Origin of the sequence: Streptomyces sp. TRM68416, from assembly GCF_014596915.1 — a bacterium.
In the GTDB taxonomy this organism is placed as follows: Bacteria; Actinomycetota; Actinomycetes; order Streptomycetales; family Streptomycetaceae; genus Streptomyces.
In genome coordinates this window covers 166,925-192,245 of sequence record NZ_JACVWU010000005.1, presented here as the reverse complement: position 1 = coordinate 192,245, position 25,321 = coordinate 166,925, and the positions used below count along the sequence as shown (strand labels likewise).

General features: G+C 71.9%; 20 protein-coding genes. 7 read left to right on the top strand and 13 right to left on the bottom strand.

Translation table 11 applies throughout. From position 1 onward, the window contains the following. The first annotated feature begins 127 nt into the window (after positions 1–127). Complete coding sequence (locus tag ICC28_RS10720; RefSeq protein WP_188288225.1) at positions 128–1,336, top strand: nucleotide sugar dehydrogenase; 1,209 nt, start codon at positions 128–130, stop codon at positions 1,334–1,336. Between the two features lie 645 nt (positions 1,337–1,981). On the opposite strand, the gene ICC28_RS10715 is transcribed toward ICC28_RS10720, so the two are convergent. From ICC28_RS10715 to ICC28_RS10700, 4 genes are all read right to left on the bottom strand, one after another. Next, positions 1,982–3,106: a GuaB3 family IMP dehydrogenase-related protein gene (locus tag ICC28_RS10715; RefSeq protein WP_188288224.1), complete on the bottom strand. Its 1,125-nt coding sequence runs from the start codon at positions 3,104–3,106 to the stop codon at positions 1,982–1,984. A gap of 107 nt (positions 3,107–3,213) precedes the next feature. Continuing rightward, positions 3,214–4,719 carry an IMP dehydrogenase gene (gene guaB, locus ICC28_RS10710; RefSeq protein WP_188288223.1) on the bottom strand — a complete coding sequence of 502 codons (1,506 nt, stop codon included), beginning with the start codon at positions 4,717–4,719 and terminating at the stop codon, positions 3,214–3,216. Between the two features lie 142 nt (positions 4,720–4,861). Next, positions 4,862–5,449, bottom strand: a complete 588-nt coding sequence (locus ICC28_RS10705; protein WP_188288222.1) for a sigma-70 family RNA polymerase sigma factor — start codon at positions 5,447–5,449, stop codon at positions 4,862–4,864. Positions 5,450–5,744: 295 nt separating this feature from the next. Further along, a complete protein-coding gene (locus tag ICC28_RS10700; protein WP_003948568.1) occupies positions 5,745–6,356 on the bottom strand; it encodes a response regulator transcription factor in 612 nt (203 codons plus the stop codon). A gap of 380 nt (positions 6,357–6,736) precedes the next feature. Between ICC28_RS10700 and ICC28_RS10695 the strand changes: the two genes are divergently transcribed. Then, positions 6,737–7,066 (top strand): WhiB family transcriptional regulator, encoded by a 330-nt coding sequence (locus ICC28_RS10695; RefSeq protein ID WP_188288221.1) that lies wholly within the window; start codon positions 6,737–6,739, stop codon positions 7,064–7,066. Between the two features lie 66 nt (positions 7,067–7,132). Here ICC28_RS10695 and ICC28_RS10690 read toward each other — a convergent pair whose 3' ends face one another. Continuing rightward, positions 7,133–8,029, bottom strand: a complete 897-nt coding sequence (locus ICC28_RS10690; protein ID WP_188288220.1) for a LysR family transcriptional regulator — start codon at positions 8,027–8,029, stop codon at positions 7,133–7,135. An 80-nt stretch (positions 8,030–8,109) separates the two neighbouring features. On the opposite strand from ICC28_RS10690, the gene ICC28_RS10685 reads away from it, so the two are divergent. Continuing rightward, the gene (locus ICC28_RS10685) at positions 8,110–8,778 is read left to right on the top strand and encodes an MOSC domain-containing protein (RefSeq protein ID WP_188288219.1); all 669 of its coding nucleotides are present in this window, start codon (positions 8,110–8,112) and stop codon (positions 8,776–8,778) included. Positions 8,779–8,875: 97 nt separating this feature from the next. Further along, positions 8,876–9,649 carry an SDR family NAD(P)-dependent oxidoreductase gene (locus tag ICC28_RS10680; protein ID WP_188288218.1) on the top strand — a complete coding sequence of 258 codons (774 nt, stop codon included), beginning with the start codon at positions 8,876–8,878 and terminating at the stop codon, positions 9,647–9,649. Here the strand turns inward: ICC28_RS10680 and ICC28_RS41085 are convergent. Continuing rightward, positions 9,612–12,998, bottom strand: a complete 3,387-nt coding sequence (locus tag ICC28_RS41085; RefSeq protein ID WP_188288217.1) for a hypothetical protein — start codon at positions 12,996–12,998, stop codon at positions 9,612–9,614. The genes ICC28_RS10680 and ICC28_RS41085 overlap by 38 nt on opposite strands. 68 nt (positions 12,999–13,066) lie before the next feature. On the opposite strand from ICC28_RS41085, the gene ICC28_RS41080 reads away from it, so the two are divergent. Further along, positions 13,067–13,774: an ester cyclase gene (locus ICC28_RS41080; protein ID WP_188288216.1), complete on the top strand. Its 708-nt coding sequence runs from the start codon at positions 13,067–13,069 to the stop codon at positions 13,772–13,774. A gap of 86 nt (positions 13,775–13,860) precedes the next feature. Here the strand turns inward: ICC28_RS41080 and groL are convergent, their stop codons facing one another. From groL to ICC28_RS10650, 4 genes are all read right to left on the bottom strand, one after another. After that, positions 13,861–15,486: a chaperonin GroEL gene (groL, locus tag ICC28_RS10665; protein ID WP_188288215.1), complete on the bottom strand. Its 1,626-nt coding sequence runs from the start codon at positions 15,484–15,486 to the stop codon at positions 13,861–13,863. 147 nt (positions 15,487–15,633) lie between these two features. Continuing rightward, on the bottom strand, positions 15,634–15,942 hold the full coding sequence (gene groES, locus ICC28_RS10660) for a co-chaperone GroES (protein ID WP_055493212.1): 309 nt from the start codon (positions 15,940–15,942) through the stop codon (positions 15,634–15,636). 216 nt (positions 15,943–16,158) lie between these two features. Further along, positions 16,159–16,866: a polysaccharide deacetylase family protein gene (locus ICC28_RS10655; RefSeq protein WP_188288214.1), complete on the bottom strand. Its 708-nt coding sequence runs from the start codon at positions 16,864–16,866 to the stop codon at positions 16,159–16,161. After that, entirely contained in the window at positions 16,863–17,747 is an 885-nt protein-coding gene (locus tag ICC28_RS10650) for a polysaccharide deacetylase family protein (protein ID WP_223188645.1), read from the bottom strand. Before ICC28_RS10650 ends, ICC28_RS10655 begins: the two co-directional genes overlap by 4 nt. Before the next feature lie 155 nt (positions 17,748–17,902). Here ICC28_RS10650 and ICC28_RS10645 point away from each other — a divergent pair, with 155 nt between their 5' ends. Then, the gene (locus tag ICC28_RS10645) at positions 17,903–19,081 is read left to right on the top strand and encodes a THUMP-like domain-containing protein (protein WP_188288212.1); all 1,179 of its coding nucleotides are present in this window, start codon (positions 17,903–17,905) and stop codon (positions 19,079–19,081) included. Positions 19,082–19,240: 159 nt separating this feature from the next. Here ICC28_RS10645 and ICC28_RS10640 read toward each other — a convergent pair whose 3' ends face one another. From ICC28_RS10640 to ICC28_RS10630, 3 genes are all read right to left on the bottom strand, one after another. Beyond that, complete coding sequence (locus ICC28_RS10640; RefSeq protein WP_188288211.1) at positions 19,241–20,272, bottom strand: LCP family protein; 1,032 nt, start codon at positions 20,270–20,272, stop codon at positions 19,241–19,243. Positions 20,273–20,336: 64 nt separating this feature from the next. After that, positions 20,337–21,686, bottom strand: a complete 1,350-nt coding sequence (locus ICC28_RS10635) for an endo-1,4-beta-xylanase (protein WP_188288210.1) — start codon at positions 21,684–21,686, stop codon at positions 20,337–20,339. A gap of 88 nt (positions 21,687–21,774) precedes the next feature. After that, positions 21,775–22,839, bottom strand: coding sequence for a LacI family DNA-binding transcriptional regulator (locus ICC28_RS10630; RefSeq protein ID WP_188288209.1), 1,065 nt, complete (start codon positions 22,837–22,839; stop codon positions 21,775–21,777). A 145-nt stretch (positions 22,840–22,984) separates the two neighbouring features. On the opposite strand from ICC28_RS10630, the gene ICC28_RS10625 reads away from it, so the two are divergent. Next, positions 22,985–25,297: a glycoside hydrolase family 3 N-terminal domain-containing protein gene (locus tag ICC28_RS10625; RefSeq protein ID WP_188288208.1), complete on the top strand. Its 2,313-nt coding sequence runs from the start codon at positions 22,985–22,987 to the stop codon at positions 25,295–25,297. The last annotated feature ends 24 nt before the right edge of the window (positions 25,298–25,321 follow it).

The following is a 25,321-nucleotide window of genomic DNA, read 5'->3' as shown; positions in this document are numbered from 1 at the left end:
AAGACACAAGGAATCAATCCCGTATTTCGGTCATATTTACTCCTAGTCTGACATTGCACTCGCCCGAACTGTCCACAGGGCTTGCGCACCTGTCCCGCTTCGGTTACTGGGAAGGACGGCCCACGCCATGCCCGCAGATCTCGCCGTCATCGGACTCGGCCCGTACGGCCTGCCCCTGGCCCAGGCAGCCGTGGCCGCCGGCATCCCCACGCTCGGCTACCGCACCGGCCCCGAACCAAACTCCCTCAGCCCCGCCGAACTGCGCCGCATGCTCGCCGCGGGCTTCCGGCACGCCACCAGCCCCGCCGAACTCGGCCGCGTACGCACCGCGGTCATCTGCGCGCCCACCCCGCGCGGCGCGGACGGCGGCCTCGACCTCGCCCAGCTGGAGTCGGCCGCCCGCACGCTGGCCGGCCACATGCGCCCGCACACCACGGTCGTCCTGGAGTCACCGGTCCCCCCGGGCACCACCGAGCAATTCCTGCGTCCCCTCCTCGAAGAGGTCTCGGGCCTGCGCGCGGGCCGCGACTTCCACCTCGCCTGCTCCCCCAGCCGCGTCGACCCCGGCAACCGCGACTTCACCCCCGCCAACACCCCCAAGGTGATCGGCGGCCTCACCCCCGCCTGCACCGAGTCGGCCGCCGCCTTCTACTCACGGCTCACCGACAAGGTCGTACGCGCGCGTGGACCGCGAGAAGCGGAGACAGTGCAGCTCCTGGAGACCAACTACCGCCACGTCAACATCGCCCTCGTCAACGAAATGGCCATCCTGTGCCACGAGTTGGGCGTCGACCTCTGGGACGTGGTGCGCTGCGCGGAGACCAAGCCCTTCGGCTTCCAGAGCTTCCGCCCCGGCCCCGGCGTCGGCGGCCACGCCGTCCCCCAGGACCTGACCGGCCTGACCGGCCGCTCCCTGCGCATGGTCGAACTGGCCCAGCAGGTCAACAGCCAGATGCCGCGCTACGTCGTCCAGCGCGCCGCGACCCTCCTCAACGAGCACGGCAAGTCCGCGCGCGGCGCCCGCGTCCTCCTCCTCGGCGTCACCTACAAGCCCGACCTCGCCGACCAGCGGTCCACCCCGGCCGAGGAGATCGCCGTCCGCCTGATGAGCCTCGGCGCCTCCGTCAGCTACCACGACCCGCACGTCCCGTCCTGGAACGTCCTGGACCGCCCGGTCCCCCGCGCGGACTCCCTGTACGAGGCGGCCGCCGACGCGGACCTGACGATCCTGCTCCAGCAGCACCGGACGTACGACCTCCAGGGCCTCTCGGTGAAGGCACAGCTGCTGCTGGACACGCGCGGGGCCACGCCTACGGGGGCGGCGCATCGGTTGTGAAAGGGGGCGCGTGGGTGGGCCGGACTCCGGAGCTGGTGGCATGCGGGGCGCGGCGCGGGTACCTTACGGAGACAGGTGGGGTCGGTCGCAGTGGCCACTGCGGCAGGCTCGTGGATGGATCACGTAGTGTCCGCCCCTAGTTTGCGTGGGGACGGCCGCTCACCATCACACCCACTAGGTGGAGCCCACCGCAGAGGCTACTGCGGCAGGCTCCTGGATGGTTCACGGAGTGTCCGCCCCTAGTTGCCTTGGGGGCGGCCGCTCACCATCCGAAAATCCGCAAGATCCACCTCCTCCGGCACTTCACCATCCGCAGACGGATCCGGTCCCAGCGAGTGGGCTTGCGGTGGCGTCCCATGGGCGCCCCCTTCCACGACACCGCCCAGTAGCCCGGTGGACGGTCCGTCGGAAATCGGGCCGGGCCCCGAGGAGCGGGGTCCGGAACCAAATCCTTGGAAGGGGGCGCCACCAGCAACCTGGGGCGCCGACAAGGACGCTACCGCCCCCACCCCATCCGACCAGCCCAGATCCGCCCCGAACGCAACCGCACGCCCCCACCCCACCCCGCACGCCCCGCGCAAGCCCAGGGCACACAAAAAGGGCCGGTCACCCCACCGGGCAACCGACCCCTTCAGGCCGCAGGACCTACCGCTGATGCTGCGAGTCGGCCACCGCCACCTCGACCCGCTGGAACTCCTTCAGCTCGCTGTACCCGGTCGTGGCCATGGCCCGCCGCAGCGCGCCGAAGAAGTTCATGGAGCCGTCGGGGGTGTGCGACGGCCCCGCCAGCACCTCCTCGATCGTGCCGACGGTCCCGAGGTGCACCTTCTTGCCGCGCGGCAGCTCCTCGTTGACGGCCTCCATGCCCCAGTGGTGGCCGCGGCCCGGCGCGTCCGTGGCGCGGGCCAGCGGAGAGCCCATCATCACGGCGTCCGCGCCGCAGGCGATGGCCTTCGGCAGGTCGCCGGACCAGCCGACCCCGCCGTCGGCGATGACGTGCACGTACCGGCCGCCGGACTCGTCCATGTAGTCGCGGCGGGCGGCGGCGACATCGGCCACGGCCGTGGCCATGGGCACCCGGATGCCGAGCACGTTGCGCGTGGTGTGCGCGGCGCCGCCGCCGAAGCCGACCAGCACGCCCGCCGCACCCGTACGCATCAGGTGCAGGGCCGCGGTGTAGGTGGCGCAGCCGCCGACGATCACCGGGACGTCGAGCTCGTAGATGAACTGCTTCAGGTTCAGCGGCTCGGCGGCGCCGGAGACGTGCTCCGCGGAGACCGTCGTACCGCGGATGACGAAGATGTCCACGCCCGCGTCGACGACGGCCTTGGAGAACTGGGCGGTGCGCTGCGGGGAGAGCGCGGCGGCGGTGACCACGCCGGAGTCGCGCACCTCCTTGATGCGCGCGCCGATCAGCTCCTCCTTGATGGGGGCGGAGTAGATCTCCTGGAGGCGGCGGGTGGCGGCCTCCGTGGGCAGCTCGGCGATCTCGTCGAGCAGCGGCTGCGGGTCCTCGTAGCGCGTCCACAGGCCTTCGAGGTTCAGCACGCCGAGGCCGCCGAGCTCGCCGATGCGGATCGCGGTGGCCGGGGAGACGACCGAGTCCATGGGGGCGGCCAGGAAGGGCAGCTCGAAGCGGTAGGCGTCGATCTGCCAGGCGATCGAGACCTCCTTCGGGTCCCGCGTACGACGGCTCGGGACGACGGCGATGTCGTCGAAGGCGTACGCCCGGCGGCCGCGCTTGCCGCGCCCGATCTCGATCTCAGTCACGTCTGTGGCCTTTCCCTGATGCGTTTCAGCGTCTTCCAGTATCGCCGACGGGTACGACAAGGGCGGCCCCGGAGCATCCCGGGGCCGCCCTCACGCGCGCGTGGTCGTCACTTGCGGCTGTAGTTCGGCGCCTCGACCGTCATCTGGATGTCGTGCGGGTGGCTCTCCTTCAGGCCCGCCGAGGTGATCCGGACGAACCGGCCGTTGGCCTGGAGGTCCGGGACGGTCTGGCCGCCGACGTAGAACATCGACTGGCGCAGGCCGCCGACCAGCTGGTGAACGACGGAGGAGAGCGGGCCGCGGTAGGGCACCTGGCCCTCGATGCCCTCGGGGATCAGCTGCTCGTCGGAGGCGACGCCCTCCTGGAAGTAGCGGTCCTTGGAGAACGAACGGCGGTCGCCGCGGGTCTGCATGGCGCCCAGCGAGCCCATGCCGCGGTACGACTTGAACTGCTTGCCGTTGATGAACAGCAGCTCGCCCGGGGACTCCTCGCAGCCCGCGAGCAGCGAGCCCAGCATCACCGTGTCGGCGCCGGCGACCAGGGCCTTGGCGATGTCGCCGGAGTACTGCAGGCCGCCGTCGCCGATGACCGGCACCCCGGCGGCACGCGCGGCCAGCGCGGCCTCGTAGATCGCGGTGACCTGCGGGACACCGACGCCGGCGACCACGCGCGTGGTGCAGATGGAGCCGGGGCCGACCCCGACCTTGATGCCGTCGGCGCCCGCGTCGACGAGCGCCTGGGCACCGTCACGGGTGGCGACGTTGCCGCCGATGACGTCCACGCGCGTGTGGTTGGACTTGATCTTGGCGATCATGTCGCCGACCAGCCGGGAGTGGCCGTGCGCGGTGTCCACGACGATGAAGTCGACGCCGACCTCGATCAGCGCCTGGGCGCGCTCGAAGGCGTCGCCGGCCACGCCGACCGCGGCGCCGACCAGGAGACGGCCCTCGGCGTCCTTGGCGGCGTTCGGGTACTTCTCGGCCTTGACGAAGTCCTTGACCGTGATCAGACCCTTGAGGACGCCCGCGTCGTCGACCAGCGGCAGCTTCTCGATCTTGTGCTTGCGCAGCAGCTCCATGGCCTCGACGCCGGAGATGCCCACCTTGCCGGTGACCAGGGGCATCGGCGTCATGACCTCGCGCACCCGGCGGGAGCGGTCGGTCTCGAAGGCCATGTCACGGTTGGTGACGATGCCGAGCAGCTTCTTGTCGCCGTCGGTCACCGGCACGCCGGAGATGCGGAACTTGGCGCACAGCGCGTCGGCCTCGGCGAGCGTGGCGTCCGGGTGGACCGTGATCGGGTCGGCGACCATGCCGGACTCGGAGCGCTTGACCAGGTCGACCTGGTTGGCCTGGTCCTCGATGGACAGGTTGCGGTGCAGAACGCCGACGCCGCCCTGGCGGGCCATCGCGATCGCCATGCGCGACTCGGTGACCTTGTCCATGGCGGCGGACAGCAGCGGGATGTTGACCCGCACGTTCTTGGAGACGTACGAGGCGGTGTCGATCTCGTCGGGAGCCATGTCCGACGGGCCCGGCAGCAGCAGCACGTCGTCGTAGGTCAGCCCGAGTGTCGCGAATTTACCGGGCACTCCGTCGACGTTGGCAGTCATGACACCTTCCCCAAATGGCCTTGATCGGTGCGGATGTCCATGCTAACGGGAAGCCGGGGTGTCACATTCCACGGTTCCGCAGGATGCCGGGCTTCGTATGTTCGTACGGAGTCCGCGCGCGGCCTGTTCAACCAAGGCGGGCCTACTGCTCGGCCAGTGCCCGCAGCCTGCTCAGCGCCCGGTGCTGCGCCACCCGGACCGCTCCGGGTGACATTCCCAACATCTGGCCGGTCTCCTCCGCCGTCAGCCCCACCGCGATCCGCAGCAGGAGCAGTTCGCGCTGGTTCTCGGGCAGGTTGGCCAGGAGCTTCTTGGCCCATTCGGCGTCACTGCTGAGCAGGGCGCGCTCCTCGGGGCCGAGCGAGTCGTCCGGCCGCTCGGGCATCTCGTCCGAGGGGACGGCCGTGGAACCGGGTCCGCGCATCGCCGCGCGCTGGAGGTCGGCGACCTTGTGGGCGGCGATGGCGACGACGAACGCCTCGAAGGGGCGTCCGGTGTCCTTGTAGCGCGGCAGGGCCAGCAGGACGGCGACGCAGACCTCCTGGGCGAGGTCCTCGACGAAGTGCCGGGCGTCGCCGGGCAGCCGGGACAGACGCGTGCGGCAGTAGCGCAGCGCCAGGGGGTGGACATGGGCGAGCAGGTCGTGCGTGGCCTGCTCGTCCCCGTCGACGGCGCGATGGACGAGTGCACCGATCGCCCCTACGGCGGTTGCCGCCTCCTCGTCGCGCATCGGTCCATGGTGCCTTGCGGCCGTCTGGTCCGTGGCATCGCGCTCGATGTTGTGCACCGAAGCGTTATGAGCAGGTGCGCCGGAACTCATCCCCTGCGCCCTCCCCTTCCGCTCGACCGACTCGTCCCCGAGAGACTCCACATCTCAAGGATGCGGCATCCGCGGCGAAACGAGCAGCGGGCACCGAGGGGACCGCTTGACCGGCCTTGCAGCCGCGCCCCCAGAGGGGCGCGGGGTGCTGCGCGACCAGCCACGAACGGCCCGCACCAGAACGACAGCCTCTACGACCGGACCCTCAACGAACCAGGCCCCATCGGAACCCGAGCGCGACCGCGTGCGCCCGGTCCGACGCGCCGAGCTTCTTGAACAACCGCCGCGCATGCGTCTTGACCGTGTCCTCGGAGAGAAACAGCTCACGCCCGATCTCCGCGTTGGACCGGCCGTGGCTCATGCCTTCGAGCACCTGGATCTCACGCGCGGTGAGCGTCGGCGCGGCGCCCATCTCGGCGGAGCGCAGCCGTCGCGGGGCGAGCCGCCACGTCGGGTCGGCCAGCGCCTGCGTCACCGTGGCGCGCAGCTCCGCGCGCGAGGCGTCCTTGTGCAGATAGCCGCGGGCGCCCGCGGCGACCGCGAGCGCCACGCCGTCGAGGTCCTCGGCGACGGTGAGCATGATGATGCGCGCCCCGGGGTCGGCGGACAGCAGCCGCCGCACGGTCTCGACGCCGCCCAGGCCGGGCATGCGTACGTCCATCAGGATCAGGTCCGAGCGATCGGCGCCCCAGCGGCGGAGGACTTCCTCGCCGTTGGCCGCCGTCGTCACGCGCTCGACGCCGGGCACGGTCGCGACCGCGCGGCGGAGCGCCTCTCGGGCAAGCGGGGAGTCGTCGCAGACGAGGACGGAAGTCATGGCCGCCCTCCGCAGCTGATGCACGTCACCTTGAGCCTCCAGGCTGGTACGAAATGTCACCTGTGCGGTCGACCGTCTCGGACGCCTGCCCGAGCGCTTGTTCCTTCAACCGCCTCCGCACTCTCAACGACGGTCACTCGAAAGAGTTACGGGGCCGCGCGTCGTCTTCGGCACTCTACGTGAGGGTGCGGACACGGTGCAGACATGCACGGCAGACCCTCAACCTTTCATCACAACCCATGCCCCATTCGGGCCCTTTTCTTCCCATTCACTGGTGTCTGAGGCTAGATTCGCAATGAGTCATATTTTCATCTCCTTAGATCGTAGATATACGGTCGTGGACACCGTATCCGCCCAGAACGGCTACAAGGGGTCACGCAATGGCAGATTTCTCCCGCCTTCCCGGACCGAACGCGGACCTGTGGGACTGGCAGCTCCTGGCCGCCTGTCGCGGGGTGGACAGCTCGCTCTTCTTCCATCCGGAGGGCGAACGCGGTGCGGCCCGGAGCGCTCGCGAGAACTCGGCCAAGGAGGTCTGTATGAGATGCCCCGTCCGCGCGCAGTGCGCGGCGCACGCACTGGCGGTCCGTGAACCGTACGGCGTGTGGGGCGGCTTGACCGAGGACGAGCGCGAGGAACTCATGGGGCGGGCGCGCACCCGGCTGGTGTCGATGTCCGGCACCGGCGGGCATGCGGCCCAGCACGGCTGAGAACAGCCGAAGTAACGTTTCTTCAAAGGGCACGCGCACGCGTGCCCTTGACTCTGCCGCGGCCCGCTACCGCTGTGCCGCGCGCGCCAACTCCTCCAGTGTGGCCGCCACCGCGGGCACCTGGGCGAGGTCCGGCAGGGTGAGCGCGACGATCTCGCGCCGCACCGCCGGCTCCAGCGCCACCATGCGCACCCCCCGCGGCCGTACGGACTCGGCGGCGAGCTGGGGCAGTACGGCCACGCCGAGTCCGGCGCCGACCAGGCCGACGACCGCCGGATAGTCGTCGGTCGCGAAGTCGATGCGGGGCGTGAAGCCCGCGCCCTCGCAGACCTCGACCAACTGGCCGCGGCAGCGCGGGCATCCGGCGATCCAGGGCTCCGCGGCGAGGTCGCCGATGGCGAGCGACTCCACGCGCGCGAGGCGGTGCCGTTCGGGGACGAGGGCCACGAGCCGGTCCGTCAGCAGCGGACGGACGACGAGGTCGTCCCACTCCCCTTCCTGGGCCGCGCCCTCGTAGCGGAAGGCGAGCGCCAGGTCGCAGTCGCCCTCGCGCAGCAGCTCCACGGACTTCGGCGGCTCGGCCTCCTCCAGGGAGACCCGGGTGCCGGGGTGCGCGGCGCGCAGCGCGGCGAGGGCGGTGGGCACGAGCGTGGAGCTGCCGCTGGGGAAGGAGACGAGCCGGACGCGCCCCGCGCGCAGGCCCGCGATGGCGGCGACCTCCTCCTCGGCGGCGGTGAGCCCGGCGAGGATCCCGGCGGCGTGCCGGACGAGCGCCTCCCCGGCCTGGGTCAGCCGCATCTCACGGCCGCTGCGGATGAGCAGGGGCGTGCCGACGGACGCCTCCAGCGCCTTCATCTGCTGACTGACGGCCGGCTGGGTGCAGCCCAGTGCGCGCCCCGCCGCGGAGAAGGAGCCGGTGGCGGCGACGGCACGCAGCACACGGAGATGACGAGCCTCGATCACCCCTTGAGGATAAGCGAGTCTTTGATACGGCGCCCAATAATGCGTCGACGCTTTGACTGTCGGTCGCCTACCGTGACGCCATGAAGCTTCTGTCAGTGAACCTGGGCCGCCGGACGGCCGTCCCCTACACGGATCACCCGCAGGGCGTGACCGGGATCGACAAGCGGCCGACCGACGCGCCGGTACGGGTGACGGCCCCCGCGGCCAAGGGAACCGGCGCGAGCGGGCTGGCCGGGGACGACGTGTGCGACACCCGCCACCACGGCGGGCCGGACCAGGCGGTGTACGCGGTGGCGCGCGAGGACCTGGACGACTGGGAGCGCGAGTTGGGCCGCACCCTGGCGAACGGCGGATTCGGCGAGAACTTCACGACGCTCGGCATGGACGTCTCCGGCGCCCTGATCGGCGAGCGCTGGCGGGTCGGGCCGACGGTGGTGCTGGAGGTGACCAGCGGGCGGATTCCGTGCCGGACCTTCCAGGCGCACGTCGGCGAGGAGCGGTGGGTGAAGCGGTTCACCGAGAAGGGGGCGCCGGGCGCGTATCTGCGGGTCGTCGAGCCCGGTGAGGTGCGGGCGGGCGACGCGATCGAGGTGCTGCACCGGCCGGACCACGAGGTGACGGTGGCACTGCAGTTCCGTGCCGTGACCACGCAGCGGAACCTGCTGCCGAAGCTGCTCCCGGCGGGCGAGGCGCTGCACCCGGAGTCGCTGGCGGCGGCGCGGAAGTACGTGGAGCAGCACGGAAGCTGAGCCGGCCTCGGCGCCGGGTCCGCAGAAGCCGGGCGGGTCCTGCGAAGGAGCCGGGCGGGTAGCGGACCCGGGCCGTCCGGGTCACTAACCTTGGGCCATGACAACGGCTCTCATCACGGGATCGACCGCGGGCATCGGCGCCGCCTTCGCACGACGGCTGGCCGCCGACGGGCACAACCTCGTCCTGGTGGCGCGGGACACCAAGCGGCTGCGTGAGCAGGCGACCGAGTTGCACGACCGGCACGGCATCGAGGCGGAGGTGCTGACCGCAGACCTGGCGACGGACGAGGGCATCGAGGCGGTGGCGGCCCGGCTGTCCGACCGCCGCAACCCCGTGGACCTGCTGGTCAACAACGCCGGGTTCGGCAACAAGGGCCGCTATCTCGACGTCTCCATGGCCGACGAGCTGAAGATGCTCAAGGTGCACTGCGAGGCGGTGCTGCGGCTGACGTCCGCGGCGACGGAGGCCATGCGGGAGCGGGGCCGCGGCGGTGTCGTCAACGTCGCCTCGGTCGCGGCCTTCCTGCCGCGCGGCACGTACGGCGCCTCCAAGGCCTGGGTCGTGCAGTTCACGCAGGGCGCGGCGCGGGACCTGGCGGGCAGCGGGGTACGGCTGATGGCGCTGTGCCCCGGGTTCGTGCGGACCGAGTTCCACGAGCGGGCCGGGATGGGGACGGACAACATCCCGAAGTGGATGTGGCTGGACGCGGACAAGCTGGTCGCGGCGGCACTGCACGACCTGGCGCGCGGGAAGACCCTGTCGATTCCGGACCCGCGGTACAAGACCCTGATGGGGGTGGCGAAGGTGCTGCCCCGAGGCGTGCTCGGGGGGGTCAGCTCCCGGACGGGGCGCAAGTACGGTCCGCAATAGGGGCGTTGCCTCGCAGGGCGTCGACGACGACGCGCACGGTGCGCGGGTCCAGCCGTATCAGGGCGGGCAGGGCGTCGAGCCAGTCACCCTCGTCGAGCGCGCGTACGGCCAGGGCGTGTCCGGTGGCCGGGTCCGTGTGCGGGGCGAGGGCCACAGCCGTGGTCAGGCTCAGCCGGGACGGGTCCTCGTCGAGGCCGGCGAGGCGGGCCGCGCGGTCATGTGCGTCGGCCGCGACCAGTCGCCTCACCAGGAAGTCGTGCGCCTCGCGCCACTGTCCGTGGTCGACCTGGTCGGCGCACCGCTCGGCCTGCTCGTACCAGCCTGCCTCGACCAGTGCCGAGAGGACGTCCTCGTACGCCAGCGGGGAACTGGCCGCGAGGGCCACGGCACGCTCGCACTCCCGGCGGGCCGCGTCCGCTTCGCCCAGGGCGTGCCAGGCCCGGAACAGGTGCGTGGCCATCATCATCGCGGTTCCGTCGCCGACCACGCCGGACGCCGCTTCGCCGTACCGCGCCCACTCGTCGAGTGCGGCGCGGGCCTGGACGTCCCGTTCCGCGACGGCCAGCGCCTCGGCCAGCGCCGAGAGGGTGTACGCCTTCTCCTGCGGCGGCACGATGAGATCGACCAGGGCCCTGGCCCGCTGCACCTCGCCGACCGCGGCCAGCCGCGGCACCGCCTCGGCGTACAGGAAGTCGCGCAGGGCCTCGTCCTGACCGTGCCACATCGCTTCGGCCCTGCCGTGCTCGCCGACCGCGATCAGGGCCTCGACGAGGGCGGCCCATCCGCCGCGCACGTGATACGCCTCCACGGCCGTCCGCAGCAGCGCCTCCGCCCTGGCCACCTCGCCGGACCGGGCGAGTTCCACGGACGCCCAGTCGACCGCGGAGTCGTGCGTGTAGGCCTCGCCGGAGTCGGCGTCCGGCGCCGGCCGTGGGGGAATGAGGGACTCGATGTCCTCCAGCACCGACAGCGCGGCCTGCGGGTGGCCGGCGGCCCGTAGGTCCGCGGCCACCGAGGCCCGCATCCAGGCCTTCTGGTCGTCCGGCACCCGGGCCCGTACCGCCGCCTCCACGCGCGCGAGGAGGGCGAGCGCTTCCGCCGGGTGACCGTCGGCCGCACGGGAGACGGCACCGCAGACGAGGGAGTCGGCGCCCAGGCCGGGGATTCCCAGGCGCACCGCCAGGGTCTCGGCCCGGTCGAACCGGCCGGTGGCGGCCAGCATCTCGACGATCTCGCACAGCGCGCTGTCGTACTCCTCGTCGTCGTCCACTGACTGCTCCAGGACGACTTCAGCATCGGCGATCCGACCGGCTCGGGCCAGCGCCCCGGCCAGTTCCGCCGCCGCGCGGGCACGGTCCCCTTCGTCCTCGACGCCGTCGAGCCATTGCGCGGCCCGCTCGAACTCGCCCGTGCGCGCGAGCAGTCCGACGATGGATGCGGGCGGCAGGGCCCTCGGGTCCGCCATGGCGGCCTGGAGCAGCGCACGCGCGCGTTCGGGCTCGCCGGCCGCCCGCAGCGCGCTCACGGTTCGGACGAGGCCGCGCGTTCCGGCGAGCCGCTCGGCCTCCTCGAAAAGGCTGCCGGCCCGCTCCTGCTCCTGCCCGGCCTGCCGGAGCGCCGCGGCCACCCGGACCAGAGCCTCCGGCCTGCGCGCCGGCCCGAGCGACCGCGCGAGGGCCTCGGCCCGTTGGTACCGCCCGGCTCCCGCCCACGCGCGGACCAGGTCGCAGACGAGCCATTCCCGCTCGATCTCGATGGGCATGCGCGTGACGAGGTCCTCGATCCGCTCCGCCTCCTCCTCCAGGCCCAGAGCCGCGAGGACGCCCGCGATCCGGACCGCGCACGCACCTGTCCGCGACTCCACGGTCCGGCCCGCCAGTTGGGCCAAGGCTTCCTGCGCGAGGTCCAGGGCCCGCTCGTCCTCGCCCTGCGCGCGGAGTACCTCCGCCACCTGGACCAGCGCGTCCGCCCGGTACAGGCCCGTCGGAATCGCCCGTGCCATCGCCTCCGCCCGACCGCTCTGGCCGAGCTCCGCGCGGGCCCGGCACATCAGCGGGCTGATGCCGAGGTTGCGGGTCTCCAGTTCCGTCCGCCGCATGGCGAGTCGGAGCAGGCCGCACAGATCGGCCTCACCCGTCTGCACCAGGCGTTCCCGGATGACCCGCACCTCCGCCAGCGCCGCCGCGTCCGCGCCGGTCAGCTCGGCGAGACGCTCGTGGCGCCCCGCGTCCAGAGCCAGCGCGAGCATCCGCTCATGGTCGTCGTACGCCGCCAGCAGGCGGAAGTAGCCGCGCAGCAGGTACTCGGGGGTCCCGTCGGGCCAGCCCCGCGCCCGCCACCCGTCCGCCCACGCGTGCAACCGCTCCCGGCTGCGGGCGAGTTCGGCCGTGCCGAGCATCTCCTCCGCCTTGACCTGGAGCTCCTCGTGGTCCAGCAGGTAGACGCCCAGCCGCACCCCGAACGTCCGCCCCGCGCGCGTGCGCAGCACGTCCGCCACCCGGTACGGCACCGCCCCGGTCAGCTCCGCGAGGTCCTGCGCGGTCAGGCCGCCGCCCGCCGCAGCCACCAGGGCCAGCAGGTCGTGCTCCAGGCCGCCGGCGGCGAGGAGGTGCTTCAGTTCGCGTTCCGCCTCCGCGCGGATCGCCTCGGCGTACGGCGACTGCGTCAGCGTCCGTAGCACTCGGGGGTCCCGGAGCGGATGGGCCTGCGACACGTCGCCCGGCAGCGGTGGGTTCAGCCGGCCCGCGACCACGACCCGCATCCCGGCTTCCGGGCGGGCCGGCAGCAGGCTGGCGATGCTGTGGGCGTCCGGGCCGGTGGTGACGCCGCGGTCCTCGTCGAGGCCGTCGACCAGGAGGACCAGGCGCTCGCCGTGTTCCGCGCAGGCCCTGGCGGCCGTGGCGTACAGGCGCAGGAGATGGGCCTCGCGGGTGGCCTCGGTCAGGTGGGCGGGCAGGGCCTCGCCGGTCAGCTCCGCGAGCTGTTCGAGGACGACGTCGACGTAGGCCGTGACGTCGTTCTGCGCGCCCAGGCGGGCCGTGACGAAGAAGGGCACGATCCGTACGCCCCGCGGCGGGTTCAGCGTGAACCAGGACATCAGCGCGGTCTTGCCCGCCCAGGCCTCCGCGCGCCACCAGACATAGTCCGGGCCGGATTCGGCGGTACAGAAGGCGGCCAGTGCGGCCAACTCGTCCTCGCGGCCGAGCAGTTCGGGTGGGGCGATCCGTTGCACCTGCTCCCGGTAGGCCGAGCGCACCGCCGGTGCGAGCAGGACCGTGTTGTGGTCGCCGGTGACGGCCACCCCAATGTCCCCGCCCGCGGCCACCGAGCGCTTCCCCCGCCTGAGCACGCCGACATGATGCCAAACGGAGCACAATGGTGCTGTTCAACCGGACCCAGGGGGCCGGAGGCGACGCCATGACCTTCGTACAGATCATCGACTGCAGGACCAGCCGGTTCGACGAGATGAACCGGCTGATGGACAGGTGGGTCGAACAGACCAAGGGGAAGCGGACCGCGACGCACGACCTGATCGGCAAGGACCGGTCGGACGCGTCGCACTTCGTCGAGATCGTGGAGTTCCCGTCCTACGAGGAGGCGATGGAGAACTCGAAGCTGCCGGAGACCGACCGCATCTTCCAGGAGATGCTGGCGCTGTGCGACGAGGCGCCCACGTTCACGGACCTGGACGTCGTCCGGGACGAGCAGCTGAACACGGCGACCGCGCGGCGCTTCTTCGAGGCGCTGGGCGGCAACGGTGAGCTGCCGCCGCTGGGCGACCTGTTCGCGGAGCACTACCACGACCATGATCCGGCAAATGAGCAGGACACCGTCGGGCTGGACAACATCCGGCGCGAGATGGAGACGTGGCGGGGCGCGTTCGACTTCGGGTTCACGATCGCGGACCAGATCGCGCAGGGCGACCGGGTGTGCACGCGGTGGCTGTGGAACGGCACCCACAACGGCGACTTCCTCGGCATCCCGGCCACCGGGACGCGGTGCTCCATGACCGGTACGACGATCTTCCGGTTCGGGGAGCACGGAAAGATCGTCGAAGGCTGGTGGGAGTACGACCGGCTGGGGCTGATGGATCAGCTCGGGGCACTGGAGGACCTGGAGCAGTAGGCGTACGGGCCCGGAGCGACAGCCCGTACGGGAGAAGCCCCCGTTCCGCCGTGGCGGAACGGGGGCTTCTGCGGAAGCGGTGTGCCTCAGTGGGCGTGGCCGTGGCCGTGACCCGCGGCGGCCGGCTCCTCCTCTTCCTTCTTCTCGACGACCAGGGTCTCGGTCGTGAGGAGGAGGGAGGCGATGGAGGCGGCGTTCTCCAGGGCGGAACGGGTGACCTTCACCGGGTCGATGACGCCGGCCTTGACCAGGTCGCCGTACTCGCCGGTGGCGGCGTTGAAGCCCTGGCCCTTGTCGAGCTCGGCGACCTTGGAGGTGATGACGTAGCCCTCCAGGCCGGCGTTCTCGGCGATCCAGCGCAGCGGCTCGACGACGGCCTTGCGGACCACCGCGACACCGGTGGCCTCGTCGCCGGTCTTGCCCAGGCCGCCTTCGAGGACCTTGGCGGCGTGCACCAGAGCGGAGCCACCACCGGAGACGATGCCCTCCTCGACCGCGGCGCGGGTCGCGGAGATGGCGTCCTCCAGACGGTGCTTCTTCTCCTTCAGCTCCACCTCGGTGGCGGCGCCGACCTTGATCACGCACACGCCGCCGGCCAGCTTCGCGAGGCGCTCCTGGAGCTTCTCGCGGTCCCAGTCGGAGTCCGTGTTCTCGATCTCGGCCTTGATCTGGGCGACGCGGCCCGCGACGTCCTCGGAGTTGCCGGCGCCGTCGACGATGGTCGTGTCGTCCTTGGTGACGGTCACGCGGCGGGCGGAGCCCAGCACGTCCAGACCGGCCTGGTCGAGCTTGAGGCCGACCTCCTCGGAGATGACCGTGGCGCCGGTGAGGACGGCCATGTCCTGCAGCATCGCCTTGCGGCGGTCACCGAAGCCGGGGGCCTTGACCGCGACCGCGTTGAAGGTGCCGCGGATCTTGTTCACGACCAGGGTCGACAGGGCCTCGCCCTCGACGTCCTCGGCGATGATCAGCAGCGGCTTGGAGGCGCCCGCCTGGATGACCTTCTCCAGCAGCGGCAGCAGGTCCTGGATGGAGGAGATCTTGCCCTGGTTGATCAGGATGTACGGGTCGTCGAGGACGGCCTCCATACGCTCCTGGTCGGAGACCATGTACGGCGACAGGTAGCCCTTGTCGAAGGCCATGCCCTCGGTGAAGTCCAGCTCCAGACCGAAGGTGTTGGACTCCTCGACGGTGATGACACCGTCCTTGCCGACCTTGTCCATCGCCTCGGCGATGAGCTCGCCGACCTGCTGGTCCTGGGCGGACAGCGCGGCGACGGCGGCGATGTCGGACTTCTCGTCGATCGGGCGGGCGGTCGCGAGGAGGTCCTCGGAGACCGCGGCCACGGCCGCGTCGATGCCCTTCTTCAGCAGCGCCGGAGAGGCACCCGCCGCGACGTTCTTCAGGCCCTCGCGCACCAGCGCCTGGGCGAGCACGGTGGCGGTGGTGGTGCCGTCACCCGCGATGTCGTTGGTCTTGGTCGCCACCTCCTTCACCAGCTGGGCGCCGAGGTTCTCGTACGGGTCCTCGATCTCGACCTCGCGGGCGATGGTGACACCGTCGTTGGTGATGGTGGGCGCGCCGAACTTCTTGTCGATGACGACGTTGCGACCCTTCGGGCCGATCGTCACCTTGACCGTGTCGGCCAGCTTGTTGACGCCGCGCTCAAGGGCGCGACGGGCGTCCTCGTCGAACTTCAGGATCTTCGCCATGACAGCGGGAGCCCTCTCGGAAATCTGTGGGTGAAAAAAGGCACTGCGCCCCGGGCGCCCGGCTTCTTAAGTGGTCGCGGGGGCCAGGGGCGCAGCGTCAAGCGATGTGCTTCGCGAGGAAGCTGCTTCACGAGGAAGCGAGGTGAACTACTTCTCGATGATCGCGAGCACGTCGCGAGCCGAGAGGACGAGGTACTCCTCGCCGTTGTACTTCACCTCGGTGCCGCCGTACTTGCTGTACAGCACGATGTCGCCGGTCTTGACGTCGAGCGGCAGGCGCTCGCCGTTCTCGAAGCGGCCCGGGCCCACGGCCAGGACGACGCCCTCCTGGGGCTTCTCCTTGGCGGTGTCCGGAATGACCAGGCCAGAGGCCGTGGTCTGCTCGGCGTCCAGCGGCTGGACCACGATGCGGTCCTCGAGCGGCTTGATGGCAACCTTGGAGCTGGCGGTCGTCACGATCCGACCTCCCCCTTCGGAGATCTCACGGGGTTAACTGTCTGAGGTGGCGACCAGGTCGATCCGTCGTCGCGGGTGCCGGACCTGCCCGTCGCGTAGTTGGCACTCTCCAGGGGGGAGTGCCAGACCCGAGACTATGACCGGCATTAGCACTCGGTCAAGCGGACTGCTAATGCGCGGCGTGCTGGACCGGATTTCCGCACGGGTTCACAGGGTTCACAGGTAGTCCTCCAGCCGCCCCACCCTCAGCCCCCGCCCCTCGATCTCGCGCAGCAGCCGCACCGTCCGCTCCACCAGCGTCAGCCCCGTCGGGTCGCCCGAGGGCAGGGAGATGATGTCGCCGGGGCGCAGCCGGGGCGGGCCCTCGGTGTAGGACAGGCGACCGTCGGCGCCCATCGCCGCCCGCCAGAGCACGACCGCGCCGATGCCGCAGTCGGCCGCCGCCCGGAGCGTGGTGGCGTCGTAGCGGCCGTGGGGCGGGCGAAAGAGGCGGGGGCGGATGCCGAAGCGGGCGCGGAGCTTGTCCTGCTGGCCGCAGATCTCGGCGCGCTGACCGGCGTACGGCAGGCCGCGCAGGGCGGTGTGGTCCAGGGTGTGGTTCTGGATCGACGCGCCCACCGACCGCAGGCGCGCGAAGTGGCCGTAGCCCGGTCCCGCCACGCTGTCGGTGAGGAACATGCCGACGGGCAGCCGCCGTTCGCGGACCAGGTCGACGAAGCGGGGGTCGCGTTCGGCGCCGTCGTCGTAGGTGAGGAAGACGACCCGGTCGCGGGTCTGGACCTGGTGCACGACCGGCGGGACGGCGGCCCGGGTGGACGGCAGGGGCGGCCGGTCCGAGGGGCCCGCCGGGCCGGACAGGCCGCCGCAGCCGGTCAGGAGCACGGCCGCCACCGCCGCCCCGGCGAGCGGGCCCCGCGGCCTCACAGGTAGTCCTCCAGCCGGGCCACCGCGTACCCCTTGGCGGTGACCTTGTCGAGGAACCGCCGGATCATGTCGGTCATGGTGCCCTTCCAGTGCTCCTTGCCCCGGAAGTGGCTCAGGACGATGTCGCCGGGGTGGATGTCCCGGTCCCACTCGCGGTACGCCCAGCGGTCGACGAAGACCTCCTCGTTCCACAGCGGCGCGTGGGTGATGCCGCAGGCCTTGGCGGCGCGCAGGGTGTCGGCGTTGTAGTTGCCGAAGGGCGGGCGGAAGAGGACGGGGCGCGTGCCGTAGCGCTTCTCGATGACGTCCTGCATGCCGCAGATCTCGCGCTTCTGGCGGTCGTAGGACAGGGCGGGCAGGAAGGGGTGGTGGAGGGTGTGGTTGTTGAGCCCGACGCCCGCGTCCCGCATCCGCGCGAAGTAGCCGTAGTCCTTCTTGACCAGGTAGTCGCTGAGGAAGGCGGTGTACGGGATCTTCAGCTCGCTCATCATCCGCAGGAACGCCGGGTCCTTCTCGGCGCCGTCGTCGATGGTGAGGAAGACGATCTTCTCCCGGGTGGGGACCGTGGTGAAGACGGGCGGCAGGCCGCGTTCCTCGTGGCCGACGACCTCGAAGCCCTTGCGGGTGGTGATCCTCGGCTTCTTCGCCGGGGGCGCGGGGGGCTTCAGCGGAACCCTGGCGAGGCCCCAGCGCTCCGCCACGGCCGCGGAGGCGCGCAGCTTGGTGGCGTAGGCGTCCAGCGCGCGGGCCGGGGGCGCCTGGAGGGGCTGCTGGCCGGCGGCGGGCCGCACCTTCGCCCCTGCCCCGGAGTCACCGCCCTGCGCGCAGCCGGAGACGACGGCGACGACCGCGAGCACGGCGATCCCGCCGCGGATCCGCATCCCCCGAACAGCCCGCTTTTGTTCATTTTGTCCTACTACTCGCATGGTGCCGGATCCTCGCAGGCACCCGCCGTGAACCCGGGCCGACACCGCCGCCGCGGCCGCACGGTCCACCGAGTGGCCCACAGCGGGCCCGCCTGGCCCACAATGAGCCGGTGAACGACCTCGCCCCCCTCCTCACTCCCGAGGGCCGCGCCCTCCTCGACGAAGTGCGCGGCACCGCCCCCGCCGACGAGCTGGCCGTCGCCACCCGGCTGCGCCGCGAGCACCCCGCCGAGCTGGTGTCGGCGGCGCTCGGCCAGGCGCGGCTGCGGCAGCGGGCGGCGGCGAAGTTCGGGGCCGAGGACGCCGGGCGGATGTTCTTCACGCCCAACGGGGTCGAGCAGTCGACGCGGGCGAGCGTGGCCGCGTACCGGGCGCGGCGGCTGACGGAGCTGGGGGTGACCTCCGTCGCCGACCTGTGCTGCGGGATCGGCGGCGACGCGATCGCGCTGGCGCGGGCCGGGATCCGGGTGCTGGCCGTGGACCGGGACCCGCTGACGGTGGCGGCGGCGCGGGCGAACGCCGAGGCGCTCGGCCTCACCGACCTGTTCGAGGTGCGCGAGGCGGATGTGACGGAGGTGGACACGGCCGGGTACGACGCCGTGTTCGTCGACCCGGCGCGGCGCTCCTCGAAGCGCGGCCGCATCTTCGACCCCGAGGCCTACTCGCCACCGCTCTCCTGGGCCGTCGGGGCCGCCTCCAAGGCCCCGCACGCCGCCCTGAAGATCGCGCCCGGCATCCCGCACGAGGCGATTCCGGCCGGGGCCGAGGCCGAGTGGATCTCGGACGGCGGGGACGTCAAGGAGGCGGTGCTGTGGTTCGGCACCGAGCCGGGCGCCGTCCGCGCGACCCTGCTGCCCGGCCCCCGCACCCTGCTCGGCCGCGGCCTGCCCGACCCTGCGGTCCGGCCGGTCGGGCGGTACCTGTACGAGCCCGACGGCGCCGTCATCCGGGCCCATCTGGTCGCCGAGGTGGCCGAGGAACTGGCCGGCGGGCTCGTCGACCCCACGATCGCGTACATCACCGCGGACGATCTGCGCCCCACCCCGTACGCCACCGCCTACGAGATCACCGACCGCCTCCCCTTCAACGTCAAGAAGCTCAAGGCCCTGCTCCGGGAGCGCGAGGTCGGCATCCTGACCGTCAAGAAGCGCGGGTCGGCCGTCGAGCCCGAGGAACTGCGCAAGAAGGTCAGGCCGCAGGGGCCGAACTCGGCGACGGTGTTCCTGACCCGGGTGGCGGGGGCGCCGACGATGCTGCTCGGACACCCGGCCCGGGCGCAGCCCGCCTGACGGCAGCCCGGCCGACGGAATTCGGCAGTGCTCCGCTCCGGGTCGTGATCAGCGCAGCGACTGCCACAGCCCGCCCGCCCCCGGATCAGCGCGGCAACTCCCGCAGTTCACTCGCCCCCGAATCAGCGCAGCGACTCCCGCAGTTCACTCGCCCCCGAATCAGCGCAGCGACTCCCACAGTTCGCTCGCCTCCGGCTCGTCCGCGACCACCCGGTTGGGGTCCCAGGGCGCCCGGACGACCGGCATGGTCACCGTCCGCACGCTGTCCTCCGACAGGCTTCGCAGGCTCCTGCCGAGGCCCGTCAGCTCGGTCAGGGAGTCCAGGCCGGTGTCGGTGGTGAGGCTGCCGGTGACCGCGTCGGCCACCCGGTAGAGCTGGGCGGGGTCGGTGAACAGGCTCGTGGCGGAGATCTGCGCCAGCAGCGCCTTCACCAGCGTCTGCTGGAGGCCTATGCGGCCCAGGTCGCTGCCGTCGCCAATGCCGTGCCGGGTGCGGGCCAGGGCGAGGGCCCGCTCGCCGTCGAGGTGGTGGGTGCCGGCCTCCAGGGTGAGGTGGCTGTCCTCGTCGTCGATGTCCTCCTCCGTGGTGACGGTGACGCCGCCGAGCGCGTCCACCAGCTTGGCGAAGCCCGCGAAGTCGATCTCGACGTAGTGGTCCATGCGGACGTTCGTCATCGACTCGACGGTCTTGACCGCGCAGACCGGCCCGCCCACCGCGTAGGCGCTGTTGAACATCGCGTGGTGGACCTGCGCGGTGGAGCCGCCGTCCTCCAGCGGGCAGGACGGCCGGGTGACGAGCGTGTCCCGCGGGATGCTCACCACCGTCGCCCCGGACCGCCCCGCGTCGATGTGCACCACCATCGCCGTGTCGGAGCGGGCGCCTTCGCTGTCGCCGCCGCCGAGCTTCCGGTTCGCCGCGCCGCTGCGCGAGTCGGAGCCGAGGACGAGGATGTTCAGCGCCTCGGTGGGCAGCTCCTCGGCGGAATCGGTGGGCGTCGGCGTCGCCTTGGGCGGCCGGTCGTCGCCGAGCGCGCTGTTGATGTCGACACTGGTGATGTTGTCGTTCAGCTGCCAGTACGCCCAGCCCGCCGCGGCGGCGGCGAGCACCAGCACGCACGCCAGCGAGAGGCCGGCGGCCTTGAGCGCTGTCGACCGCCGGCCCGCTCTTCTACTCGCGTCATCTCCGGTCACGGACAGGAACGTAAGTCCGAATTATTACGAGGAGCATGCCGCGGACGTTTTTCTTGAGAAATTCTCAGATTTCTCGGTCCAGCGTCACGGTCGGCACCGGATTGCTCCCGCTCCAGGACGCGTTGAACCCGAAGGTCACCGAACCACCGTCCGGCACGGTCCCGTTGTACGAGGCATGGGCGCACCTGACCGCCGTACCGCTCTGCGTGCAGTCCGCGTTCCACGCCTGACTGATCCGCTGCCCCGCCCCGTAGCTCCAGTTCACCCTCCACGACGACAGCGAGGCCCCCTCGCAGGCGATCCGCACCTGCCCGGTGAACCCGGTGTTCCACTGGTTGACCACGCTGTACGTCGCCGTGCACGCACCCGTCGGCGGGGTGGTCGTCCCGCCGAGCGCCTCCGCGATGGCGTAGTACGCCGGTTTCGGCGCGTAGTTCTCGTCGTACGGCGTCGCCGCGCCCTCGCCGGGGAAGGTCTCCGGGATCCAGGAGTCGGAGTCGGTGAAGCCCCACACGGTGACGCCGTGGCAGCGGCTCACGGCGGCGCAGGCGTTCACCACCTGCCGGTACTCGGCGGCCTGCTGGGCGAGCCGGGCGCTGTCCGAGGGGGTCCTCATCCGGATGTCCAGCTCGGTGATCGCCACGTCGAGGCCGAGGTCGGCGAAGCGCTGGATGTTCTGCTGGAGGGTGGACGGCACCTGGCCGAGGATGAGGTGGGCCTGCAGGCCCACCCCGTCGATGGGCACCCCGCGCTCCTTCAGCGACCTGACCAGGTTGTACAGGGCGGTGCTCTTGGCGTTGATCCCTTCGACGTTGTAGTCGTTGATGTACAGCTTGGCGCTCGGGTCGGCGGCCCGGGCGGCGGTCAGCGCCTGGGCGATGTAGTCGGTGCCGAGGCCGTTGTACCAGAGCGTCTGCCGGTAGGTGCCGTCCTCGTTGAACGGCTCGTTGACCACGTCCCAGGTCGCCACCCGCCCCTTGTAGCGGCCGACCTCGGTGGCGATGTGGTCGGTCATGAGCTGCCGCAGCTGGGCCGGGGTCCAGTTCCCGTTCGTCAGCCAGTTCGGGTTCTGGCTGTGCCAGACCAGGGTGTGGCCGCGCACCTGCTGGCCGTGCGCCTCGGCGAAGTCGACGATGCGGTCGGCCTCGGCCCAGTCGAAGGTGCCCCGTACGGGCTCGACCGAGCCCCACTTCATGGCGTTGCCGGGGGTGAGCGCGTTGAACTGCCCCCCGGCGATGTCGCCGTAGGTCCCGGTGAGCTTGGACCCGGTGACCGCGGTGCCGATGACCTTGCCCTTGGCGTCGGCGAGGTCGCGCAGCGGGGTGTCGGCGGCGTGGGCCGCGGGCGCCGTGCCGAGCAGGGCGAGGCCGGTGACCAGCGACGCCAGAGCCGAGCCCGTTCTCAGAGATCTCATTGCGGGTGCCTCCGAAAGTTTCGGTTGAACAACCGACTGGCTTCGGTGCAGTGTGGGGCGGCACGGAACACCCGTCAACAAGGCCCCGTCAGGCGGCCGGAGGCGCTCCCGTGCTGCTGCGCACCACCAGGCTCGTCGCCAGCTCCACCCGCGTAGCCGCCGGATCGCCGTCCTCCCGGGCCAGGTCGAGCACCAGCTTGGCGGCGGCCTCGGCCATCTCGGTCAGCGGCTGCCGTACGGTCGTCAGCGGCGGGCCCACCCAGCGGGCGACCGGCAGATCGTCGAAGCCGACGACGCTGAGGTCCTCCGGGATGCGCAGGCCCAGCTCGCGCGCCGCCTCGTACAGGCCGAGCGCCTGGAGGTCGTTGCCGGCGAAGACGGCGGTGGGCCGGTCCGGCCCGCGCAGCAGCTCAAGGCCCTGGCGGTAGCCGGTCTCGTGGTGGAAGTCACCGGGCCGGATCAGCGCGGGGTCGACCGGCAGCCCGGCCGTCTCCAGCGCGGCCCGGTAGCCGTCGACGCGGGCGCGGCTGCACATCATCCGCGAGGGCCCGCTGATCGCGCCGATCCGGCGGTGCCCGAGCTCGACCAGGTGCCGGGTGGCGGCGAGTCCGCCCTGCCAGTTGGTGGCGCCGATGGAGGGCACGTCCGCGCCGGGGTCGCCGGCCGGGTCCATCACCACGAACGGGATGGACCGGCTGGTCAGCAGCGCGCGCTGGGACTCGTCGAGCCCGGACAGCACCAGGATCACGCCGTGCGGACGCCGGGCGGCGACCTGGTCGGCCCAGGTCCGCCCGGGCGTGAGCCGCCCCGCGCTCTCACTCAGCACCACGCTCAGCCCGGCGTCCCGGGCGACGTTCTCCACGCCCCGGATGACCTCCATCGCCCACGCGCTCTCCAGCTCGTGGAAGACCAGGTCGATCAGGGGTGAGCGGCTCGCCTCGGCCCGTCGGCGACGGTAGCCGTGGGCGCGCAGCAGCTCCTCGACGCGGCTGCGCGTCGCGGGGGCGACGTCGGCGCGGCCGTTGAGGACTTTCGAAACAGTCGGCGCCGAGACGCCGGCCTCCCGCGCGATCTCGGCGAGCGTCGCGGTCTGCGTGGACCGACCGGTCGCGCGGCCTGTCGTCCGGGTTTCTGCGGGCTCCGGGGGTGTCATGGCGGCGATCGTATCCCTGCGCCCCCTCTTGACGAACCCTTCTCGCCGCCCCTAGGTTCCCGGAACATTCGAAGTGAATAACGAAACATTCGCGAGAGGTCATACATTTCATTCGCGAGAGGCCACCCGCCCCGACAGGAGTTTCATGACCACCGCCCCTTGGCGCGACCCCGCCCAGCCCGCCTCCGCCCGCGTCGACGACCTGCTCTCCCGGATGACCCTGGAGGAGAAGATCGCCCAGCTGTACGGCGTGTGGGTGGGCGCCAGCACCGACGGGGCGGAAGTCGCCCCGCTGCAACGTGAGATGACCGCGGGCTCCAACGACTATGAATGGTCCGAGCTGATCACCCAGGGGCTCGGCCAGCTCACCCGCCCCTTCGGCACCGCCCCCGTGGACCCGGCGCTGGGCGCGCAGGCACTGGCCCGCGCCCAGCGCCGTATCACGGCGGCGGGCCGTTTCGGCATTCCTGCGGTGGCCCACGAGGAGTGCCTGGCCGGCTTCACCGCCTGGCAGGCCACGGCGTATCCGGTGCCGCTGGCCTGGGGCGCGAGCTTCGACCCGCCGCTGGTGGCGGAGATGGCCCGGCGCATCGGCCACGACCTGCGCTCGGTCGGCGTCCACCAGGGCCTCGCCCCCGTCCTCGACGTCGTCCGCGACCCGCGCTGGGGGCGGGTCGAGGAGACCATCGGCGAGGACCCGTACCTGGTCGGCACGGTCGGCGCCGCCTACGTCCGGGGCCTGGAGTCGGCCGGGATCGTCGCCACGCTCAAGCACTTCGCCGGGTACGCGTCCTCGGCGGGCGCCCGCAACCTGGCGCCCGTGCGGGCGGGGGTCCGCGAGTTCGCCGACATCACCCTGCTGCCCTTCGAGTTCGCCCTGCGCGAGGGCGGCGCCCGTTCGGTGATGGCCGCGTACACCGACACCGACGGCGTCCCGGCCTCCGCCGACCCCTGGCTGCTGACCGAACTCCTGCGACAGGAGTGGGGGTTCACCGGCACGGTGGTCGCCGACTACTTCGGCATCGGCTTCCTGCAGAGCCAGCACCGGATCGCCGCGGACGAGGCGGGCGCGGCCCACGCGGCGCTCGCGGCCGGCCTCGACGTCGAACTGCCCACCCTGAAGTGCTACGGCACCCCGCTGGTGGAGGCCGTCCGGGCGGGCGAGATCCCCGAGTCCCTGATCGACCGCGCGGCACGCCGGGTGCTGCTCCAGAAGTGCGAACTGGGCCTGCTCGACGAGGACTGGGACCCGGACCCGACCGAGCGGATCGACCTGGACTCGGCGGAGAACCGCGCGGTGGCCCGGCGCCTGGCCGAGGAGTCGGTCGTCCTCCTGGACAACCCCGACGGCATCCTGCCGCTCTCCCCGGACACCCGGATCGCCGTGGTGGGCCCGCGGGCGGCCGACGCGCTGGCGATGCTCGGCTGCTACTCCTTCCCCTCGCACGTCCTCACCCACCACCCGGACATCCCGACCGGCATCGACATCCCGACGGTCCTGGAAGCACTGCGCACCGAACTCCCGGACGCCAAGGTGACGTTCGCGGAGGGCTGCGACACCTCGGCCCCCGACACCTCCGGCTTCGAGGAGGCCGTGGCCCGCGCCTCGGAGGCGGATGTGTGCGTGGCCGTACTGGGCGACCGGGCGGGCCTGTTCGGGCGCGGCACGTCCGGCGAGGGCTGCGACGTGACGGACCTTCACCTCCCCGGTGTACAGGCCGAGTTGCTGGACACCCTCGTCGCCACCGGCGTCCCGGTCGTCCTGGTCCTGCTCACCGGCCGCCCCTACGCGCTCGGCCGCTGGCACGGACGGCTCGCCGCCGTGGTCCAGGCCTTCTTCCCCGGCGAGGAGGGCGGCCCTGCGGTGGCCGGCGTCCTGTCGGGCCGGGTCAACCCCTCCGGCCGCCTCCCCGTGAGCGTCCCCCGGGTGCCCGGCGGCCAGCCCTGGACCTACCTCCAGCCGCCCCTCGGCCTCGCGGGCGAGGTCAGCAACCTGGACCCGACCCCGCTGTACGCCTTCGGCCACGGAGGCTCGTACACGACCTTCGCGTGGGAGTCCGACGCGGCGGACGCGGAGATCGGCACGGACGGCTCGTACGACCTGGGCGTGACCGTCCGCAACACCGGCGACCGCGAGGGCGCGGAGGTGGTCCAGCTGTACCTGCACGACCCGGTGGCCTCCGTGACCCGGCCCGACGTCCGCCTGATCGGCTACCAGCGGCTGCACCTGGCCCCCGGCGAGGCCCGCCGGGTGACCTTCCGCTTCCACGCCGACCTGTCGGCCTTCACCAACCGTTCGAATCTGAAGGTGGTCGAACCAGGCGCTCTGGAACTGCGGTTGGCGGTGTCCAGCGCGGAGGTCCGCCATACCGCACGCCTGACTCTCACCGGCCCGACGCGGGTGCTCGGCCCGGACCGACGTCTCAGGTGCGAGACGGAGGTGTCGCAGCCGTCCTGAAGCCCCCGGGGGGGGGAGGAAGCG

Excerpts from the sequence above, each read along its gene's own strand:
- ICC28_RS10720 (WP_188288225.1), top strand. The coding sequence starts at position 128 with ATGCCCGCAGATCTCGCCGTCATCGGACTCGGCCCGTACGGCCTGCCC.
- guaB (WP_188288223.1), bottom strand. The coding sequence starts at position 4,719 with ATGACTGCCAACGTCGACGGAGTGCCCGGTAAATTCGCGACACTCGGG.
- ICC28_RS10705 (WP_188288222.1), bottom strand. The coding sequence starts at position 5,449 with ATGCGCGACGAGGAGGCGGCAACCGCCGTAGGGGCGATCGGTGCACTC.
- ICC28_RS10700 (WP_003948568.1), bottom strand. The coding sequence starts at position 6,356 with ATGACTTCCGTCCTCGTCTGCGACGACTCCCCGCTTGCCCGAGAGGCG.
- ICC28_RS10695 (WP_188288221.1), top strand. The coding sequence starts at position 6,737 with ATGGCAGATTTCTCCCGCCTTCCCGGACCGAACGCGGACCTGTGGGAC.
- ICC28_RS10685 (WP_188288219.1), top strand. The coding sequence starts at position 8,110 with ATGAAGCTTCTGTCAGTGAACCTGGGCCGCCGGACGGCCGTCCCCTAC.
- ICC28_RS10680 (WP_188288218.1), top strand. The coding sequence starts at position 8,876 with ATGACAACGGCTCTCATCACGGGATCGACCGCGGGCATCGGCGCCGCC.
- ICC28_RS41080 (WP_188288216.1), top strand. The coding sequence starts at position 13,067 with ATGACCTTCGTACAGATCATCGACTGCAGGACCAGCCGGTTCGACGAG.
- groL (WP_188288215.1), bottom strand. The coding sequence starts at position 15,486 with ATGGCGAAGATCCTGAAGTTCGACGAGGACGCCCGTCGCGCCCTTGAG.
- ICC28_RS10650 (WP_223188645.1), bottom strand. The coding sequence starts at position 17,747 with ATGCGGATCCGCGGCGGGATCGCCGTGCTCGCGGTCGTCGCCGTCGTC.
- ICC28_RS10635 (WP_188288210.1), bottom strand. The coding sequence starts at position 21,686 with ATGAGATCTCTGAGAACGGGCTCGGCTCTGGCGTCGCTGGTCACCGGC.
- ICC28_RS10630 (WP_188288209.1), bottom strand. The coding sequence starts at position 22,839 with ATGACACCCCCGGAGCCCGCAGAAACCCGGACGACAGGCCGCGCGACC.
- ICC28_RS10625 (WP_188288208.1), top strand. The coding sequence starts at position 22,985 with ATGACCACCGCCCCTTGGCGCGACCCCGCCCAGCCCGCCTCCGCCCGC.